Annotated in this window: 16 protein-coding genes; 4 read left to right on the top strand and 12 right to left on the bottom strand. The window is 71.7% G+C overall.

What is annotated here, in order from left to right; all coding sequences use genetic code 11:
- Nucleotides 1–38: 38 nt before the first annotated feature.
- From V6V47_RS06975 to V6V47_RS06965, 3 genes are all read right to left on the bottom strand, one after another.
- Nucleotides 39–512, bottom strand: coding sequence for a hypothetical protein (locus V6V47_RS06975; protein WP_334627199.1), 474 nt, complete (start codon nt 510–512; stop codon nt 39–41).
- A 38-nt stretch (nt 513–550) separates the two neighbouring features.
- The gene (locus tag V6V47_RS06970; RefSeq protein WP_334627198.1) at nt 551–1,054 is read right to left on the bottom strand and encodes a hypothetical protein; all 504 of its coding nucleotides are present in this window, start codon (nt 1,052–1,054) and stop codon (nt 551–553) included.
- Nucleotides 1,055–1,219: 165 nt separating this feature from the next.
- Nucleotides 1,220–2,050, bottom strand: coding sequence for a hypothetical protein (locus tag V6V47_RS06965; RefSeq protein WP_334627197.1), 831 nt, complete (start codon nt 2,048–2,050; stop codon nt 1,220–1,222).
- A 231-nt stretch (nt 2,051–2,281) separates the two neighbouring features.
- Here V6V47_RS06965 and V6V47_RS06960 point away from each other — a divergent pair, with 231 nt between their 5' ends.
- Nucleotides 2,282–2,731, top strand: a complete 450-nt coding sequence (locus tag V6V47_RS06960) for a ribonuclease domain-containing protein (RefSeq protein ID WP_442934197.1) — start codon at nt 2,282–2,284, stop codon at nt 2,729–2,731.
- 63 nt (nt 2,732–2,794) lie between these two features.
- Nucleotides 2,795–3,163 (top strand): barstar family protein, encoded by a 369-nt coding sequence (locus V6V47_RS06955; protein WP_334627196.1) that lies wholly within the window; start codon nt 2,795–2,797, stop codon nt 3,161–3,163.
- On the opposite strand, the gene V6V47_RS06950 is transcribed toward V6V47_RS06955, so the two are convergent.
- The 9 genes from V6V47_RS06950 to V6V47_RS06910 form a co-directional block, all read right to left on the bottom strand.
- Nucleotides 3,138–3,386, bottom strand: a complete 249-nt coding sequence (locus V6V47_RS06950) for a hypothetical protein (RefSeq protein ID WP_334627194.1) — start codon at nt 3,384–3,386, stop codon at nt 3,138–3,140. The two genes, V6V47_RS06955 and V6V47_RS06950, sit on opposite strands and share 26 nt — an antisense overlap.
- Before the next feature lie 83 nt (nt 3,387–3,469).
- Nucleotides 3,470–4,198, bottom strand: a complete 729-nt coding sequence (locus V6V47_RS06945; protein ID WP_334627192.1) for an HD domain-containing protein — start codon at nt 4,196–4,198, stop codon at nt 3,470–3,472.
- Nucleotides 4,199–4,302: 104 nt separating this feature from the next.
- Nucleotides 4,303–5,883: a pectate lyase family protein gene (locus V6V47_RS06940; RefSeq protein WP_334627189.1), complete on the bottom strand. Its 1,581-nt coding sequence runs from the start codon at nt 5,881–5,883 to the stop codon at nt 4,303–4,305.
- Nucleotides 5,884–5,972: 89 nt separating this feature from the next.
- Entirely contained in the window at nt 5,973–7,337 is a 1,365-nt protein-coding gene (locus V6V47_RS06935; protein WP_334627187.1) for a pectate lyase family protein, read from the bottom strand.
- Between the two features lie 213 nt (nt 7,338–7,550).
- On the bottom strand, nt 7,551–8,726 hold the full coding sequence (locus V6V47_RS06930; protein WP_334627186.1) for a Gfo/Idh/MocA family protein: 1,176 nt from the start codon (nt 8,724–8,726) through the stop codon (nt 7,551–7,553).
- A complete protein-coding gene (locus V6V47_RS06925) occupies nt 8,723–10,216 on the bottom strand; it encodes a mannitol dehydrogenase family protein (protein ID WP_334627185.1) in 1,494 nt (497 codons plus the stop codon). Before V6V47_RS06925 ends, V6V47_RS06930 begins: the two co-directional genes overlap by 4 nt.
- Complete coding sequence (locus V6V47_RS06920) at nt 10,207–11,511, bottom strand: enolase C-terminal domain-like protein (protein WP_334627184.1); 1,305 nt, start codon at nt 11,509–11,511, stop codon at nt 10,207–10,209. Before V6V47_RS06920 ends, V6V47_RS06925 begins: the two co-directional genes overlap by 10 nt.
- Nucleotides 11,508–12,941, bottom strand: coding sequence for a glucuronate isomerase (gene uxaC, locus V6V47_RS06915; protein WP_334627183.1), 1,434 nt, complete (start codon nt 12,939–12,941; stop codon nt 11,508–11,510). The genes V6V47_RS06920 and uxaC overlap by 4 nt, the downstream gene beginning before the upstream one ends.
- Before the next feature lie 25 nt (nt 12,942–12,966).
- Nucleotides 12,967–14,295, bottom strand: coding sequence for a Gfo/Idh/MocA family protein (locus V6V47_RS06910; RefSeq protein ID WP_334627182.1), 1,329 nt, complete (start codon nt 14,293–14,295; stop codon nt 12,967–12,969).
- Between the two features lie 238 nt (nt 14,296–14,533).
- On the opposite strand from V6V47_RS06910, the gene V6V47_RS06905 reads away from it, so the two are divergent.
- Both V6V47_RS06905 and V6V47_RS06900 read left to right on the top strand, forming a co-directional pair.
- A complete protein-coding gene (locus V6V47_RS06905; protein WP_334627181.1) occupies nt 14,534–15,664 on the top strand; it encodes a LacI family DNA-binding transcriptional regulator in 1,131 nt (376 codons plus the stop codon).
- A gap of 19 nt (nt 15,665–15,683) precedes the next feature.
- Nucleotides 15,684–17,030: an ABC transporter substrate-binding protein gene (locus V6V47_RS06900; RefSeq protein WP_334627180.1), complete on the top strand. Its 1,347-nt coding sequence runs from the start codon at nt 15,684–15,686 to the stop codon at nt 17,028–17,030.
- Nucleotides 17,031–17,052: the final 22 nt, after the last annotated feature.

Below are 17,052 nucleotides of genomic sequence, written 5' to 3'. Positions count from 1 at the left end.
GGGTCCGCCCGACGGTGGACCCGCACGCCCGGGTCCGACTAGCTGGGCAGCAGTGCTACCAGAACGCCGCAGGCGACCACCAGCACGAGTGACGCCAGTACGACGATGGTCACGATGCCGCCGGACCGTGTCATGACCGGCTTGCCGGGGTCGAGTGGTGCTGGCAGTTGTGCCGCGACGCCGGGTGTGGGCTGTGGTGGGGCGAGGCGCAGGATGCGACCCAGGCGGAGGCGGTTGGCGATCAGCATGATCGGGATGGCGATGACGCCGATACCCCACCAGCCGCCGACCAGGCTCTTGTTCGTGTGATGGCGGAACGTCGCGAGGCCACAGTTGCGGCACATCCAGCCGCGCTGGGACGAGATGACGTAGAGGATCACGATGCTGGTGACCGACTGGTACTGCGTGTGGGCGGCGGGCTGTGCGCCGCAGAACTGGCACTCCCCGTCGGCCGGAGGGCGGAGGGCTGGCGGCGGCATCGCGCCGGGCGCGGGCACGGGCATGGTGGACACGGTTGGCTCCGGTTGGTTCGGCTCGGTCGAGGGGGCGGTCAGTTCGCGACGGTGGAGTAGCGGTCGCCGCCGTACTGGCGCAGCGCGGACCTCACCTGCTGCGAGGACTGCTTCACGTTCCTCAGGTCGGCGACCTGGTAACCACGCAGCCCGGTCAGCTCGATGTCGGGCGGCAGGGCGCGCTCGGCGTTGTCCGCCGTCCACACGGTGAGGATGCTGGGCTTCTCGAGCTTGCCGGCGTTCGACTTCTTCTCGACGGCGACGCGGCTCACCTCCGACCACGCGAACTCCACCGTGGTCGTCCCCTTGACCCAGGTGATGCCCTGCTCCGTGATACGGACGGCGAACGCCTGGCGACTCTCGCGCACCGCGCCGACGCCGCCGATGAGGGCGAGCAGCGCCAGCAGGTAGCCGAACCAGTCGCCGAAGATGAACTCCCGGCCCATCGACGCCATGATCTCGGGTGAGAACGCCAAAACGACAGCCAGGATCAGCAGCCAAGGCCCTCGCGCGTACGGCTTCCAGTTGCGTTCGAGTTCCACGTGCACTCCTCCTCGGTGCCTCCCTGGCAGGGACGACGGGAGGATGCTAGTCAGCCGACGCAGCGTTGGCGATCATGGCAGAACGCGCGGACCTGGAACAATCGGCATGAAGAGCCAGAAGAAGATGATCAAGATTTGGTAGCGCTCCACCAAACAGAAGCAGAATCAGCGCGGCGGGAGCGGGCTGGGCTGAGGTGGGATGGGGGAGGGGCTGGCCGGGTCGGTGGGGTGCTGTGAGCGGACGCGCAACAGCCCGTCGATCCACCGCGTGGCGTCGCGCTGCGCCGTGAGCAGGTGGCGGCGGGCGGTCGAGAGGTCCTGGTCGGCCGCCGCACTCCGGTGTTCGGAGAGGATCTCGACCCACCGCCGGCTGAGCTGTTCGGCGTACCGGGCCTGTCGGAGCTGCTCGTCGAACTGGTAGTCCAGCTTCACCAGCCGGTCGACGTGCGGCTGGAGCGTCGGCCTGATCCGCTCGTCGAGTCGGACGGCGGCGTCGGGTTGGCAGGTGACGACGATGTCGCCCCGCTGGTAACGCCACGGGCCGTCGTCGACGAGTGACCGCTGCACCGCCAACTCCAGATCCGCGGCCCGGTGCGGCGGCAGGTCCCGGGCGGCGTCGGCGGCGAGCCGGGTCAACCGCTGGACCGCGTGTGGCTGGAAGTACTGCGCGTACCAGCTCAAGAGCTCGGCGCGCATGCTCGTCGGTGACGACCAGGCGAACGTGGCGCGCAGGTAGAAGGAGTACACGTACCCCCGAGCGGGCACCACGATCAGCCCGGGTGCGTCGCGTTGTTCGACGAGCGGGCCGGACGGAGACGGTTCGGCGGCCGCCCCGACGGGCGCCTCGTCCCGGAGCGCCGCCACCAGTCGATCCCAGGTCCGCGCCATCCACCGACAAGCGTGGACACTCGCGTCCCGGGCGGTGGTCAGTCCGCGGACGCTCCAGTGCGGCCGGCGTTCGGCGGGCTCGGGCTTCCCGTCGGGGGCGTCCGTCATGCCACCACTCCCTGATCGCGTATCCGATATATCACGCTAACAACGGATCATCGATCTGGCGGTCGCCACGCCGGGCGCGCCCAGTGGGTACGTGTGGCGTGGCCTGGGATTCATCGAAGATTGTGAAACCGTTGGCGCGCCGAGACTGTCGTGGTGGGTCGACAGCGGCGAGACTGGGGTCCGATCCGATAGTGACGCGGATCGATGGATTGAATGGTCTGGAGGCAGCGCATGTCCACCCTCGTGTCCCCGATGGCCCCGCTCGGCGCGATCCGCCGGCGTACCACCACCCTCGCTCTGCTCGTCGCCATGGTCGCGAGCGCACTGGTCGGCCCCTCCGTGGTGACCCCACGGCTGACCGACTCCGCCTCGGCGGCGGTCTACAGCTCCTGCACCATCAGCCGCTGCGCCGACGCCCGTACCGCCCGCTCGGGCTGGTCCGCCAAGGGCTTCCCGACCACCCGGGGCTGGTATTCGTGGAGCGGCGGCAAGTCCAACTTCGCCGGCGGCCGGTTCTACAACTACGAGGGTCAACTGCCCACCAACGCCACCTACTACGAGTACGACGTCTACCCGCGCACCCAGGGCGCCGCCCGTGACGCGTACCGGATCGTGGTGAACCGCAGCACCGGGGCAACCTGGTTCTCGCCCAACCACTACACCGACTTCTACCGGATCTGACCCGACCCGGGGCCGGCCGCGACCCGGTCGGCCCCGGCGGTCCACCCACACCAGGAGGCGCTGATGCCCCACCAGGACGGCGACCGGCTCCCCGACTGGCTGAGCATCCGCCGGGAACCCACCCTCGAGGTGCCCGGCGCGGTGACGGTGGCCGGCGCGGCGACCCGCACCCGGGCCGAGTTCTTCGCCGCGCTGGCTGCCGCGCTGGCGCTGCCCACATACCTGGGCGACACCTGGGACGCCCTCGCCGACGTGGTTCGGGACCGGCTCGACGCGGGCCCGCTCACCGTGTGCGTCGACGACGCCAGCCAGCTGCTCGCCGACGAGCCAGCGGGCCAGTACGCCATGTTCCTCCGGGTGTTCGGTGACCTCGCCACCATCGGTGCGCACCCGCTGCGCGTGCTGCTCAGCGGCGGCGCGCGCGGCGTCTGACAACGGCGACGGCGATGATCGCGGCGGCCAGAACGCCGGGGCCGCAGTGGACTGCGAGGACCCCCGCGAGGCTCGGCCCTCCCCAGTCGTTCCGGTAGCTGGCAGGGTCGGAGAAGTCGACGATGAACAGCTCGAGCACGGCCCGGACGATGAAGTACAGAGCGAGGACCAGGCCGAGAGCGGTCCCGATGATGGAGATGACCCTGCTCAATCCGGCCTCCAAGTTGCTCCTCGCCGTCCTGAGCGCCGACCTTATCGCCCGCGACCCATGATCGACTGCCCCGCGAGGCCGCGAAGCGCGGACGATCAGTTGCGGCGGGCGGGCTGGTCCAGGATCGCGCTGAACCGCTCCTCGGCAAGGTCGAGCTGACCGAAGATGTGCCGCTTCACCGCCGGTGAGAGGGGCGTGTCCGGACGGCCGATCAGGTCGCGGAAGAGTGGCACCAGCGGCCGGTACTTGGTCGCCGAGGACACCACCTTCGGCCCCACCGTGTGGATCACCCCGACGCCGTTGTCGGTGAAGTCCGATACTTTGATCACCCGGGCCCAGGGCTCCCGGTCCAGGCTGACCGCCAGGTGCTCCCGGTACTGCGCGTTCCGATCGCGCTCCGGGTCGTACGCCGGATTGGTGACCGCTTTGACGAGCGTGGCCACCCGCGGCCCGAACCGGGCGGCGAGCGTGGCCAGCGCAGCCGCGGTCGGGTCGGCGCCCGGATCGGGCCCGGCCAACTCGGCCGGATGGTCCTCCACCGCGTCGTGCAGCAGACCCGCGACGATCACGTCCACGTCGCGCACCTGGTAGTGGTGCATCAACCGGATGGCCACCCGCAGCAGGTGGTTCAGGTACGGCTCGCGGACCCGCCGGTCGTCGCGGTGCAGGTCGGCGGCCAGGTCGAGTGCGGCGGTCAGCCGGGCCCGGGCCGGGTCGTCGAACTCCTGGATCTCCAGCCGGAAGCGTTCCAGCAGGCCCGGTTCGCCGTGGATCTCGGTGATCGCGTGCATCGGCATGCTGCCCAGGTGCGACGGGAAGTCCATGCGTCACTTATAGCCGATCTCCTCCATGTCGATGGCCCGGTCGGTCACCGACGCGACGGGACCGGACCGGGCCGGCGCCCGAACGGCGCCGGCCCGGTTGGGGGTCAGCCGCTGATTCGGCCGGTGCCCGCGCCGGCGGTCACCGTCGCCTTGACGGTGCTCGCGGCGTCCATCGAGTACGAGTAGGGGATGGCGGCCACCGAGCCGGCCGTCTGCGGGGTGCCCGAGTTGACGAACTGGTTGTTGCGGGCCACCAGGTTGCCACCGGGGGAGGAGCCCTCGCCGACGTGCGTCGGGTCGGTCATGTTCTCGAAGTAGTTGCCCTCCACCAGCACCCCGGCGTTGTTCGTGGTGGCGATGCCGTAGCTGTAGGACGGGTTGGCCGTGTTCACGTAGTAGTTGTTGTACACGTGCACCGGGTTGCCGAAGCGGACCCGCGGGTTGCGCTGGAAGCAGTTGCTGAACACGTTGTGGTGGTAGGTCACCTTCAGTTTGCCGGTGTCCTCGCTGGAGTTGCCGTCGCTGTGCCCGACCAGCGAGCACTTCACGTGGTCGTGCAGCCGGTTCCACGAGACCGTCACGTAGTTCGAGCCGTGCGTCATGTCGACCAGGCCGTCGTAGTAGTCGGTGCCGCTGGTGGTGTCACTGGACAGGTCGTTGTGGTCGATCCAGACGTTGGTGGTGTTGTCCAGGTGGATGGCGTCACCGTTGCCGACGCTGGCGCGGACCTTGGAGATGTTCAGGTTGCGCACGATGACGTTGCTGGTGTCGCGCAGGTTGAGCCCGCAGCCGGACCACCCCGAGCCCGAACCGACCCCGATGATCGTCTTGTTCGAGCCGCTGCGGATCTCCGTCGAGCAGCTGAAGGTGCCGTTCACCCGTACGGTCGTCGCCGTGTCGCCCTGCACGGCGCTGGCCAGCGCCGATGCGCTGGTGACGGTCACCGTGCCGCCGCCGGCGCCGCCGGTGGTGCCGCCGTTCTGGGCGGCCCAGCCAACCAGCCCGGTCTGCGGCGGGTCGGTGGGCGGCGGGTCGGTCGGTGGCGGGTCGGTCGGTCCGCCGCCGGCGCTGTCCACCACGACGTCGTCGAAGACCGCGCTGGCGTACGCGGTGACCACCGCGATCCGGCCGGCGGCGTACGCGGTGTTGCTGCCGGCACCCACCTGAGAGCCGTTGACGAAGCCGCGGATGGTGCTGCCGGTGGCCTCCAGCCGCAGCGTGTACCAGGAGCCCGTGGCGACGGTGAGCGCGGTGGAGCCGAGCACGGTGATCGCGCTGCCGTTGACCACCTGAAGTTCGGCCCGGTTGGCGTTGACGAGCGCGAGCCGGTACATCTTCGTCGCGCCCGACGATCGGGCGGCCAACCCGACCACCCGGTTGGTGCCGTTGAACGACAGTGGCTTGACCCGGGCCTGGACCTGGTAGTCCGTCCAGCTCGTCTGCCCGGCGAACGCTCTCGCCAGCTCGCTGCCGGCGTTGGACTGCCGGTAGGCCGCCGAGCCGTCGGTGACCACCGACCAGTCACCGCCGGACTTGGACCAACCGTCGGCGGTGCCGTCGTCGAAGGTGTCGCCGAACAGGGTGGCCGCCTGAGCACCGGTGGGCACGCCGACGGCGAGCGCGACGGCGATGAGACCCGCGCCGGCCGCGGCCAGCGCTCCTCGCGGAAGGTGTGGGATGCGCACGGGGTTCTCCTCGGGGGTAGGAGTGGGGGTGGGGTGGTGACGGCGGGCGCCGGCCCCATCGGCGCCCGCCGCGACGGTGGGCCGGTCGATCAGATCGGCAGCCGGTCGGCGCCGGCGAGCGGCCCCACCAGGAGCGGGACCAGCGCAGTGGGCAGGACCGGGTCGCGGCGCAGGGTGGGCGTCCAGCCGGCGTCGGCGCCCAGGTCGGGGTCGTGCGTCGCGTTGTACGCCGCCAGCAGGTCGACCGGACGGGCCGGAGCGCTGCCCTGACGGACCCAGGTGCCCCGCTCGGTGAGCGCGGTGCCGCCCCAGTCGTAGAGCAGGTCGGCGGGGTCGACCGTCGCGTCCAGGGCGAAGAAGTTGTTCTGTACGTACAGCGCGGACTGCACGCCGACGCCGAGCGCGTACTGGAAGCCGTCGCCGTCGAGGCGGTAGAGGTTGTTGTAGACGTCGACCTGCCCGAAGCGCACCCGCGGCAGCCGTTGCAGGACGCCGTCGAAGAGGTTGTGGTGCAGGGTGACCTTCAGCCGCCCGACGTCCGGGCCGACGGTGTTGGACGACCCGATCAGCATCAGCTTGTCCCGCCCGGTGAAGCGGTTCCAGGAGGCGGTGACCAGGCTGGCGGTGTGCGTGACGTCCAGTGATCCGTCGTGCACCTGGTACGGCCGCCCGAAGTGGGTCGGCTGGGCGCTGTCCGGGTTGTCGCCGTCGGTGAAGGTGTTGTGGTCGACCCATACGTGCTCGCTGCGGCGGACCGAGATCTGGTCGTACTGGCTGTTCCAGTTGCCAGCCTCGCCGTCGGTCGGCGACCAGGCCGGGAAGCAGTCCCGGGCGTCGACGAAGGTCAGGTTGCGGACGATGACGTTCGGCGCTCGGTCGATCATCAGGGTGAGACCGGTCAGCCGGGCACCGCGCAGCCCGATGATCGTGGTGTTGGGGCCGACGTTGATCTGGGTCTGCCGGGTCTGGTTGGCCACCGAGCGCACCCGGGCCTCCTCGAGCGGCCCGGCTGGCGTGACCCGCCCCCAGACCGCCGGATCGTACGCGGCCAGGTAGGCGTCCAGTGTGTATGCCGGGTCGGCCAGGTCGGCGCAGCTCAGCGGGGTGTCGTCGGGGCCCTCGAAACCGTCGACGGCACCATCCACGTAGATGATCTTCGGGGTGGCGTCGGTCGCGTTGCTGGCGTTGTCGCCACCGAGCGCGGCCACCAGCTCGGCCCGGCTGCGCACCACCCGGGTCCGCTCGGGGCTCGCCGTCGCGCCTCCGGTGGTCCCGGTGCCCTCGGCAGCCCAGCCGTCCCGCTCGGGCAGGGCCTGCCGGCCGAGGTGCCGCGCCGACCAGGAGACCGGGTCGGTGGTGGCATGTGCGTCGCTCGCCGGTGCGGCTGCCGCGGCCGGGGCGGCGGCACCGAGCAGGAGGGCGATCACCGTAGCGCCGGTGAACATTCTGCGCATCGATTCTTCCCATTCGCTGGTGGTGATTCGGCATTCACCAGGAACGGTAGGTACGCGAATTAATGAGAGTCAATATGCGGTGTGTGCAGGAATGTTGCAGTTGCCCGGCTCGACCGACATTGCCCCGACCGATGCCGGTCGGATATCCGGGTGTCTGTCCGATAAGGCCCGTAGGCGTCCGGGCGATGTTTGCACTCCGGTTGCCGTCGCCCCCTATCCGACCAGCTCGGCCCGGTACGCCGGGACCGCCCAGGGCACCGCCACCTCACTCGGCAGCGCCCCCTGCTCGGCGGCTTGGCGCAGCACCTCGACCACGCCCCGCAGGTGACGTACCCGCTCCCCGCCATCGCCCACGGCGGCGACCAACTCGCCGTTGAGCAGCTGGGGTTCCGGTGCGACCCGCAACGCGTCCAGCACCGCGGTGAACGGCTCGGTACGGGCCAGCGGGGCGATCAGCGGCACCCCGGTCGGGTCGGCCCGGTGCGCGAGCAGGTTCTCCAGCAGCCCGCGCCGGCCCGGAACCCGGCGGGTCACCACGTCGCCGGGCAGCCGCAACCGGTCCGTCGGATACTCCAGCACCGCCCGGCCCGCCGTACCGGTGACCAGCACCTCGCCCGCCACGAACTCCTCGGCGGCCAGGGTCACCGCGGCCAGCACCGGCGGGCCGGCCCGGAACCGCACCCGGAGCACCGCGGTGTCCTCCACCTCGATGGGCCGGACCCGGTAGCGCTCCACCTCGATCGCGACCGGTGTGGGCGGCACACCGCCGAGCGCCTCGGCGACCGCCAGGCACTGCATCACCGCGTGCGCCAGCGGGTTGGCCAGCGCGCCGTCCAGCACCGGTCGGCCGTCGAGGGTCCGCCGCCCGGCCCAGGAGGAGCGGGCGTAGTAGGCGTCCGGCCGCTGCCACGCGGCGACCGTGGCGATGCCGGTCACCCGGCCCAGCCGCCCGGCGGCCAGCGCGTCGGTCAACGCGGTCAGCGCCGCCGAGCCGAGCGCCTGGAAGCCGACCTGGGCCACCCGTCCGGCGTCCGCCAGCGCCCCGGCCAACTCCTCGTGCTCGGCCAGCGACAGCACCGGCGGCTTCTCCAGCAGCAGGTCCGCCCCGGCGGCCAGCGCGTCCCGGGCGATCGGCAGGTGGGTGTGCGGCGGGGTGCAGATCACCACCACCTCGGGCCGGGTGGCGGCGAGCATCGCCCGGTGGTCGGTGAACACGTCGACGCCGGGCGGTACCGGTGCGTCGGGGTCGTCCTCCACCGGCCGTACGTCGACCAGGGCGACGAGCCGCACCCGACCGGCGGCGTGCAGCGGCGCGATCACCCGCCGGTGCCACCGGCCGTGCCCGTTGGCGCCGACCACCGCCACCCGCGTCGGCGCTGGCCCGCTCACCGGGCACCGGCCAGTGTCGCCTCCACGCCGTGCCGTTCCAGCGCGGTCAGCCAGCCGATCACCTGGGCTCGGACCTCGTCGTCCTCGGCGACCTCGACCGGGACGATCTCGCGCAGCGCGAAGACCGCGTCCACCGCGCCGGCGGGGCTCTGTCGGCCGGCGTCCAGCGCGGCCCGGATCGGCCCGGCGAGCGGATCCTGGAACGGCAGCGGCCGGCCGTCGTCGGCGTAACCCAGCACGAAGCGCAGCCAGGCGGCCACCACCAGCGTGGCCCAGCGCGCGGACCGGCCGGCGGCGCGCAGGTCGACGATGGTGTGCAGGACCCGCTGCGGCAGCTTCTGTGAGCCGTCCGTGGCCACCTGGAGGGTGCGGTACCGGATCGCCGGGTTGCCGAAGCGCGCGAGGACCTGCTCGCCGTAGTCGACCACCCGGACCCCGTCGGGCGGGGTGAAGCTGGCCGCGATGTCCTCGGCGATCAGCCGGCGCAGCACGTCGGCCAGGTGCGGGATCTCCAGCGCGTCGGCGACCGTCTCGTGGCCGGCCAGCGCACCCAGGTACGCGACGGCCGAGTGCACGCCGTTGAGGGTGCGCAGCTTCAACCGCTCCCACGGGCCGGCGTCGTCGGTGAGCACCGCCCCGGCGTGCTCCCAGCCCGGCCGGCCGCCGGGGAAGTCGTCCTCGATGACCCACTGCGCGTACGGCTCGGCGGCCACCGCGCCCAGGTCGGTGACGCCGAGCGCCCGACGGGCCGCGTCGATCGTCTCCGGGGTGCTGGCCGGGACGATCCGGTCGACCATCGTGCCCGGGCAGGTGACGTTGCCGGCCACCCAGTCGACCAGCCCGGCGGGCACCCCGGCGGCCCGGCCGACCGCCTGGTCGACGAGACCGCGCAGCCGCCGACCGTTGGCCGGCAGGTTGTCGCAGCTCACCAGCGCCACCGGCCCGGCGTCCGCGGCGGCCCGGGCCGCCAGCCCGCGCAGCAGCAGACCCGGGACGGTGGTCGGGGGCCGACCGCCGGCCAGGTCCGCGGCGAGCGCCGCGTCCGGGCACAACTGGCCGGTCACCGGATCGAGTTGGTACGCCTTCTCGGTGACCGTCAGCGTCACCACCCGTACGGCCGGGTCGGCGAGCAGCGCCACGACAGCGTCCGGGTCGCTGGCGGCGTGCCGCACTCCGCTGAACGCGCCTATGACCCGGGTGGTGCTGCCGGCGGCGGAGAGGGTGCTGACGCTGAACAGGTTGTCCTGTGCGGCGATCGCCTCGACCAGGGCGGTGCTGCGCGGGGCGACCGCCACGATGCCCCACTCGCCGCCGGCCGCGCCGATCGCCGCCTCGGTGAAGACGGCCTGGTGGGCCCGGTGGAACGCGCCGAGCCCGAGGTGCACGACGCCGGCCGCCACCGTGCCCGGCCGGACCAGCGGTCGGGCCTCGGCGGGCAGTCGGCGCAGGGCGCTCAGGCCGAGCCGGGAGGCGCCGACGGTCACCGCCATGCCGGGCCGTCCGGGAAGCGGAACTCGGCGATCGACGCCGGCTTCATGGTGGCGCTGTAGCCGGGACGCTCGGGCAGCAGGTAGCGGCCATCGCGGGTACGCACCGGGTCGAGGAAATGCTCGTGCAGGTGGTCGACGTACTCGATCATCCGCCCGTCCAGGCTGGTGCCGACCCGCAGGTAGTCGAAGATCGCCAGGTGCTGGACGTACTCGCAGAGGCCGACCCCACCCGCGTGCGGGCAGACCGGCACCCCGAACTTCGCCGCCAACAGCAGCTCGGCCAGGACCTCGTTGACGCCGCCGACCCGGCAGGCGTCGATCTGCATTACGCCGATCGCCTCGGCCTGGAGCAACTGCTTGAAGATCACTCGGTTGGCGGCCACCTCGCCGGTGGCCACCCGGCACCGTCCGCCGGTCAGCTCGGTGACCGCGCGGGCGATCCGGGCGTGACCCAGGATGTCGTCGGCGTGCGTGGGCTCCTCGATCCAGTACGGGTCCACCTCGGCCAGCGCGGTCATCGCGGTGATCGCCTCGTCGACGTCCCAGACCTGGTTGGCGTCCATCATGAGCAGCGCGTCCGGGCCGATCTCCGAGCGGATGATCCGGGCCCGGCGAAGGTCGTCGGCGAGGGGGCCGCCGACCTTCATCTTCATCGCCCGCCAGCCGTCGTCGTACGCCTGCCGGGTCAGCGCCCGCACCTTGTCGTCGGGGTAGCCGAGCCACCCCACCGAGGTGGTGTACGACGGGAAACCGTCACGTTCGAGGGTGGCCAACCGGTCGGCCAGCCCGTCGCGCCCCTTGTCGAGGATTGCCGCCGCCTCGTCCGGGGTGAGCGCGTCGCTGATGTGCCGGAAGTCGATGCTGGCCACCAGGTCGTCGGTGGGAAGCTCGGCGAGGAACCGCCACATCGGCTTGCCGGCGAGGGTGGCCCGCAGGTCCCAGACCGCGTTGACCAGCGCCCCGGTCGCCATGTGGATGACGCCCTTCTCCGGGCCCAGCCAGCGCAGTTGCACGTCGGCGCTGAGCGAGCGCCAGAACGTCACCGGCTCGGCCACGATCTCCTCGATCGTCCGGCCCCGCACGTGGTGGGCGAGCGCGCGGACCGCCGCGCAGGTGATCTCGTTGCCCCGCCCGTTGGTGAAGGTGAACCCGGCGCCGGTCGCCCCGGCGTCGGTGCCCAGCTCCACGTAGGTCGCCGAGTAGTCGCCCCGGTTGATCGCGTCGGAGCCGTCGCCCCGCGCGGCGGTCGGGAACCGCACGTCGTGCACCTCGACCGAGGTGATGGTGACACTCACTGGTCCTGTCCTCCGAAGTTGAAGACCCGCTTGGGCAGCCGGTACGCCAGGTCGACGATGGTCTCGGCCGCCTCGTCCATGGGCAGCCGGTGCTCGGCGACCAGCCGGGCCAGGAAGCCGGCGTCCACCCGCCGGGCCACGTCGTGGCGGACCGGGATCGAGCAGAACGCGCGGGTGTCGTCGACGAACCCGGTCGTGTTGTAGAAACCGGCGGTCTCGGTGACCGTCTCCCGGAAGCGACGCAGCACCTCGGGGGAGTCCAGGAACCACCAGGGAGCGCCCAGCAGCAGCGCCGCGTAACCACCGGCCAGTGGCGCGAGCTCGCGGGTGAAGGTGTCCTCGTCGAGGGTGTAGAGCACCACCCGCAGCCGCGGGTCGTTGCCGTAGCGCTCCAGCAGCGGGGCGAGCGCGTGCACGTACTCGGTGGCCTGGGGGATGTCGCCGCCGACGTCGCGGCCGTGCCGGGCGTGCAGCCAGCGGTTGTGGTTGCGCACGGCGCCCGGGTGCAACTGCATGACCAGGCCGTCGTCGAGCGACATCCGGGCGAACTCCATCAGCATGTGCGCCCGGAACGCCTCCGCGTCGCCCGCGTCGGCCTGCCCGCGCCGACCGAGGTCGTACAGCCGCGCGGCCTCCTCCGGAGCGAGATCCAGGGTACGGGCGGTGGGGTGGCCGTGGTCCGAGGAGGTCGCCCCCGCCGCGATGAACGCGGCGCGGCGGGACCGCAGCGCGGCCAGGTAGCCGGCGTACGTGCCGGTGTCCTCGCCGGCCACCTCGCCCAGGCGGTCCAGGTTGGTCGCCCAGCCCTCGAACTCCATGTCCACCACGTCGTCCGGGCGGAACGTGGTGACCACGCGGCCCCCCGGCCCGCCCCAGCCGTCCGCGGCGAGCTTGGCGTGCTGGCCGAGGTCGTCCAGCGGCGACTCGGTGGTGGCCAGCACCTCGATGTTGAACTTCCCGAACAGGGCCCGGGGTCGGAAGTCGGGCTCGGCGAGCCGGGCCGCCAACTCGTCGTAGAGGGTGTCGGCGGTGGCCGGCCCGAGCGGGGTGCGCACCCCGAACACGGTGCGGAAGGTCTGCTCCAGCCAGAGCCGCGACGGGGTGCCCCGGAACAGGTGCCAGTGCGCGGCGAAGCGTCGCCAGATCACCCGGCCGTCGGTCTCCACCGGGCTGCCGTCCCGGCTGGGCACACCCAGGTCACCCGGGGGTACGCCCTGACTGAGCAGCATCCGGGTCAGGTAGTGGTCGGGCACGATGAGCAGCCGCGCCGGATCCGGGAACGGGCGGTCCTCGGCGAGCAGGGCCGGGTCCACGTGCCCGTGCGGCGAGATGATCGGTTGGTCCGCGGCCAGCGCGTACAGCTCCCGGGCCAGCGCGCGCTGGCCCGGCTCGGGCGGCAGGAGCAGGTCGGTGTGGTCGAACGTCGGCACGGGGATGGGCTCCTCGTCTCCTGTGTCAGCGGGGGGTGAGCAGGTCGGCGACCCGGACCGGTTGACCGGTCTCGAAGGACCGGTTGGCGGCCAGGCCGGTGAGCAGGGCCAGGGCGCCGTCGTCGGCGGTCGCGGCGCGATCCAACGGGTCCGGGGCGCCACCGAAGAGCACCCCGGTCATCCGGGCGTCCGCGCCGCCGTGCCCGTGCCGGGTCCGGCCCTCGACCGGGATCTGCCGCGGCGGCTCCCAGAACGGGCGCAGGGTGAGCGTCGCGCCTCCTCCCTCGGCCGGCGCCTCGGTGCCGTGCAGCGCCGCGCCCTTGACCGCGCCGGCGGTGCCCCGGTCGACGAAGTCGTTCTCGGTGACCTCCAACTCCAGCCGGCCACGGCTGCCGTTGACCATCACCCGGTAGCCCTCCCAGGGGGCGTACGCGGTGAGGTGGTAGGTCATCGTGGCGCCGGTGGAGTACCGCGCGAGCACCGCCATGTCGTCCTCGATGCTCACCCCGGGGGCGAACACGTTGCGGTCGCGCTGGTAGCCGTCCGCGGTCTCGGCGTCGAGGTACAGCTCGCGCAGTCGGGGGTGTGCGTCCAGCCGCAGCGCGAACGGGTCGTCCACCGCGGCGGGGGAGCCGTACGCCCGGTCGTAGTCGCGGGCGTACCCGTGCCGGCGGCCGCCCTCGCCGTAGAAGAAGAGGCGCCCGGCCGCGTACACCTCGACCGGGGTGGCGCCCAGCCACCAGTTGACCAGGTCGAAGTGGTGGCTGGCCTTGTGCACCATGAGCCCGCCCGAGGTGGCCTTGTCCCGGTGCCAGCGGCGGAAGTAGTCCGCGCCGTGCCGCACGTCGAGCAGCCACTCGAAGTGCACCGAGCCGATCTCGCCGACCGCGCCGTCGGCGAGCAGCCGCCGGACCTGTTCGTGCAGCGGGTTGTAGCGGTAGTTGAACGCGACCGTCACCCGGCCACCGGTCTCCGCCACCGCGTCCAGGATCCGCCGACAGCGCGGCGCGTCCACGGTCATCGGCTTCTCGGTGACGACCGCCCGGCCGGCGCGAAGCGCGGCCACCACGTACTCGTCATGGGTGACGTCCACGCTCGTGACCAGGACGACGTCGACGCGCTCCTTGTCCAACATGGCCACGAAGTCGCCGGCGGGGTGGGTGGGCACCGGCCGGTGGCCCAGCTCGCCGAGCCAGCGGTTGTGCGCGTCCATCCGGGCCTGGTTGACGTCGGCGAAGGCGACCAGCTCGGTCGAGTCGGCGTGGTCGAGCACCAGGGCCCGGACGAACATCTCCGCCCGTGCACCGGTGCCCACCACGGCGTACCGGACCCGTCCGTCGGCTGTCGGTGACATTCGGCCGCCTTCCCGCTGATCCTGCAAAGGTTTGCAGTGAAGTAACCACGATCGATCCGATCGCGTCAACGAGAGCGGCACAATCAGCGGTAAATGTCAGTGTTTGCGGGGCTAGAAGTTACCGTTGGGAGCGCCAGCGCAACAAAACCGTAACCGTCCACCGTTGACACTGGAGCAACCGTTTGCATTAATTGGCCCCACCCACGTGACCGCCGCCACATCGGACGAAGGGGCCGCCGTGCCAGTCACCATCCGGGACGTCGCCCGTGCCTCCGGCGTGCACATCTCCACCGTGTCCCGCACCTTCTCGGCTCCGCACCTGGTCAACCCGGAGACCCGGGTCCGGGTGCTGGCCTGCGCGGAGGACCTGGGCTACCGGCCGAACCGGGCGGCCCGGGCCCTGATCACCGGGCGGACGCACAACATCGGCCTGATCATCGCGGACATCGCGAACCCGTTCTTCCCGCCGCTGATCAAGGCGGCGGAGAGTCAGGCCCGGCACCGCGACTACCACGTCTTCGTGGCCGACACCAATGAGGATCCGGCCGCCGAGGAGGAGTTGGTCCACGCCCTGGCCAAGCAGGTGGACGGGGTGCTGCTGTGCAGCCCGCGCATGAGCAACAGCCTGATCGAGCAGCTCAGCCGCGAGGTGCCGCTGGTGGTGGTGAACCGTCAGGTGACCGGTCTGCCCTGCGTGCTGATGGACGTCGGACAGGGGGCCCGGGCGGCGATCGAGCACCTGATCGGCCTGGGCCACACCCGCATCGCGCTGCTCGGCGGCCCCCGCAGCTCGTGGACCAACCGGGAGATGCGCCGGACCGCCACCACGGCCGCCCGGGCCGGCGGCGCGGAGTTGACCCTGATCGGCCCCAACGCTCCCACCGAGACCGGCGGATCGGCGGTCGCCGAGCAGGTGCGGCGCAGCGGCGTGTCGGCCGTGCTCGCCTACAACGACCTGATGGCGATCGGCCTCATCGAGGGGCTGGACGCGCTCGGGGTCCGGGTGCCGCAGGAGGTGAGCGTCGTCGGGGTCGACGACATCGCCCTGAGCCGGCTCACCCGCCCCAAACTGACGACCGTGGCCACGCCCACCGCGGCCGCCGGCCGGACGGCCGTCGACATGCTGTTGCAACAGGACACCGAGTCACCGCGCGGCGCGCGGGGCCTCGGTGCCGGCACGGCGATCGGCGTCCGTCGTACCACCGCACAGGTAATGCTCCAGACCGACCTGGTCATCCGCGACTCGACCGGCCCGGGCCCCCAGGCCCGACCGGCACGTCCCCTGGCCGCGCCGCAGGGCCCGGACCCGCATTGCCCTGCGGGCCCGGGCGCCCCGACCGCGGCCACCGGTGACGCCGTCGCCTCCTAATGCCGAGGAGTGAGCGCACATGCACCCCGCAACGCCCCCCACCGCCAGCGCGCCCGTCGGGCGCAATCACCGTACCCCGCTGCCCCGGCGGCGGTTGCTGCGCGGCCTGCTCGCCGTGACGGTCGCCGCACCGCTGCTCTTCGGTGCCGCTGCCTGCGGCGACGACGAGACGGCCGCCGACCCGAACGCTCCGGTCAAGCTCTCCATCTTCTGGTGGGGCGGCGACGCCCGGGCCAAGCTGACCGAGGACGCCCTCGCCCTCTACACCAAGAAGCACCCGAACGTGACGTTCGAGAAGACCTGGCAGGCCAACCAGGGCTACTTCGACAAGCTGGCCACGCTCACGGCCGGCGGCAACCCGCCGGACCTGTTCCAGATCGATGACAACTACCTGGCCGAGTACGCGGCGCGCAGCACCACCCTGGACCTCGCCTCGTACCAGAAGTCCGGCAAGCTGGACACTTCCAAGTTCCCGGAGAGTCTCTGGCAGTACGGCGTGGTCGACGGCAAGCTCGCCGGCCTGGCGGCCGGGGAGAACACCCAGGGTCTCGTCTACAACAAGACGCTGCTGGCCAAGCACAACCTGCCCGAGCCCACCACCGGGATGACCTGGGAGCAGCACATCGCCTGGGCCGAGCAGGTCACCGCCAAGACCAAGGTGCCCGGCACGCAGGACCCGAGCGCCGACTACAAGGCGTTCTGGGTCTGGCTGCGCCAGCAGGGCAAGGACCTCTACAAGGGCAACGAACTGGGCTTCACCGCCGAGGACGTGACCAAGTGGTTCGACCTGTGGAAGGGCGCCCGGGACCGCAAGGCCACCCCGACCGCGGACGTCATCCACGAGGGCAACTCCAGCGACATCACCAAGCAGTTGGTGGTCACCGGCAAGTCGGCGACCTCCTGGGTCTGGGCCAACCAGATGCCCGACCTGAAGAAGAACACCAAGGACGAGCTGGGAGTGGTCGCCTACCCCGGTGACCCGAGCGCGCAGTGGGCCCGGGCCTCGATGTACTGGTCCGTGTTCAAGGGCAGCAAGAACAAGGACGTCGCCGTCGACGTGATCAACTTCCTGAACAACGACCAGGAGGCGGTCAAGCTGCTCGGCACCGATCGAGGTCTGCCGTCCAACCAGGACCTGCGCCGGGTGGTCAGTGACGACACCACCGACCCGGCCATGAAGCAGTCGATCGCCGTCGAGGCGGAGCTGACCCAGAAGTTCGGCAAGTCCCCGCAGGTGCCGATCAAGGGACACAGCAAGGTCCGCTCGGAGCTGATCAAGGCCGCCGAGGAAGCCCAGTACGGCCGGGCCACCCCCGCCGCGGCAGCCGCCCAGTTCATCGCGGCGTGCAAGTCCGCCATCGCCTGACCGCCTGACCAGGCGAGGAGAG

The organism is Micromonospora sp. CPCC 205539, from assembly GCF_036906815.1.
In the GTDB taxonomy this organism is placed as follows: Bacteria; Actinomycetota; Actinomycetes; order Mycobacteriales; family Micromonosporaceae; genus Micromonospora.
The sequence above is the reverse complement of the archived record's forward strand: the minus strand, read 5'-3'. Positions and strand labels throughout refer to the sequence as shown.

What these genes read in the sequence shown, in the direction of transcription:
- V6V47_RS06965 (WP_334627197.1), bottom strand. Translation starts at nt 2,050, where the DNA reads ATGACGGACGCCCCCGACGGGAAGCCCGAGCCCGCCGAACGCCGGCCG.
- V6V47_RS06960 (WP_442934197.1), top strand. Translation starts at nt 2,282, where the DNA reads ATGTCCACCCTCGTGTCCCCGATGGCCCCGCTCGGCGCGATCCGCCGG.
- V6V47_RS06955 (WP_334627196.1), top strand. Translation starts at nt 2,795, where the DNA reads ATGCCCCACCAGGACGGCGACCGGCTCCCCGACTGGCTGAGCATCCGC.
- V6V47_RS06945 (WP_334627192.1), bottom strand. Translation starts at nt 4,198, where the DNA reads ATGGACTTCCCGTCGCACCTGGGCAGCATGCCGATGCACGCGATCACC.
- V6V47_RS06935 (WP_334627187.1), bottom strand. Translation starts at nt 7,337, where the DNA reads ATGCGCAGAATGTTCACCGGCGCTACGGTGATCGCCCTCCTGCTCGGT.
- V6V47_RS06925 (WP_334627185.1), bottom strand. Translation starts at nt 10,216, where the DNA reads ATGGCGGTGACCGTCGGCGCCTCCCGGCTCGGCCTGAGCGCCCTGCGC.
- V6V47_RS06910 (WP_334627182.1), bottom strand. Translation starts at nt 14,295, where the DNA reads ATGTCACCGACAGCCGACGGACGGGTCCGGTACGCCGTGGTGGGCACC.
- V6V47_RS06900 (WP_334627180.1), top strand. Translation starts at nt 15,684, where the DNA reads ATGCACCCCGCAACGCCCCCCACCGCCAGCGCGCCCGTCGGGCGCAAT.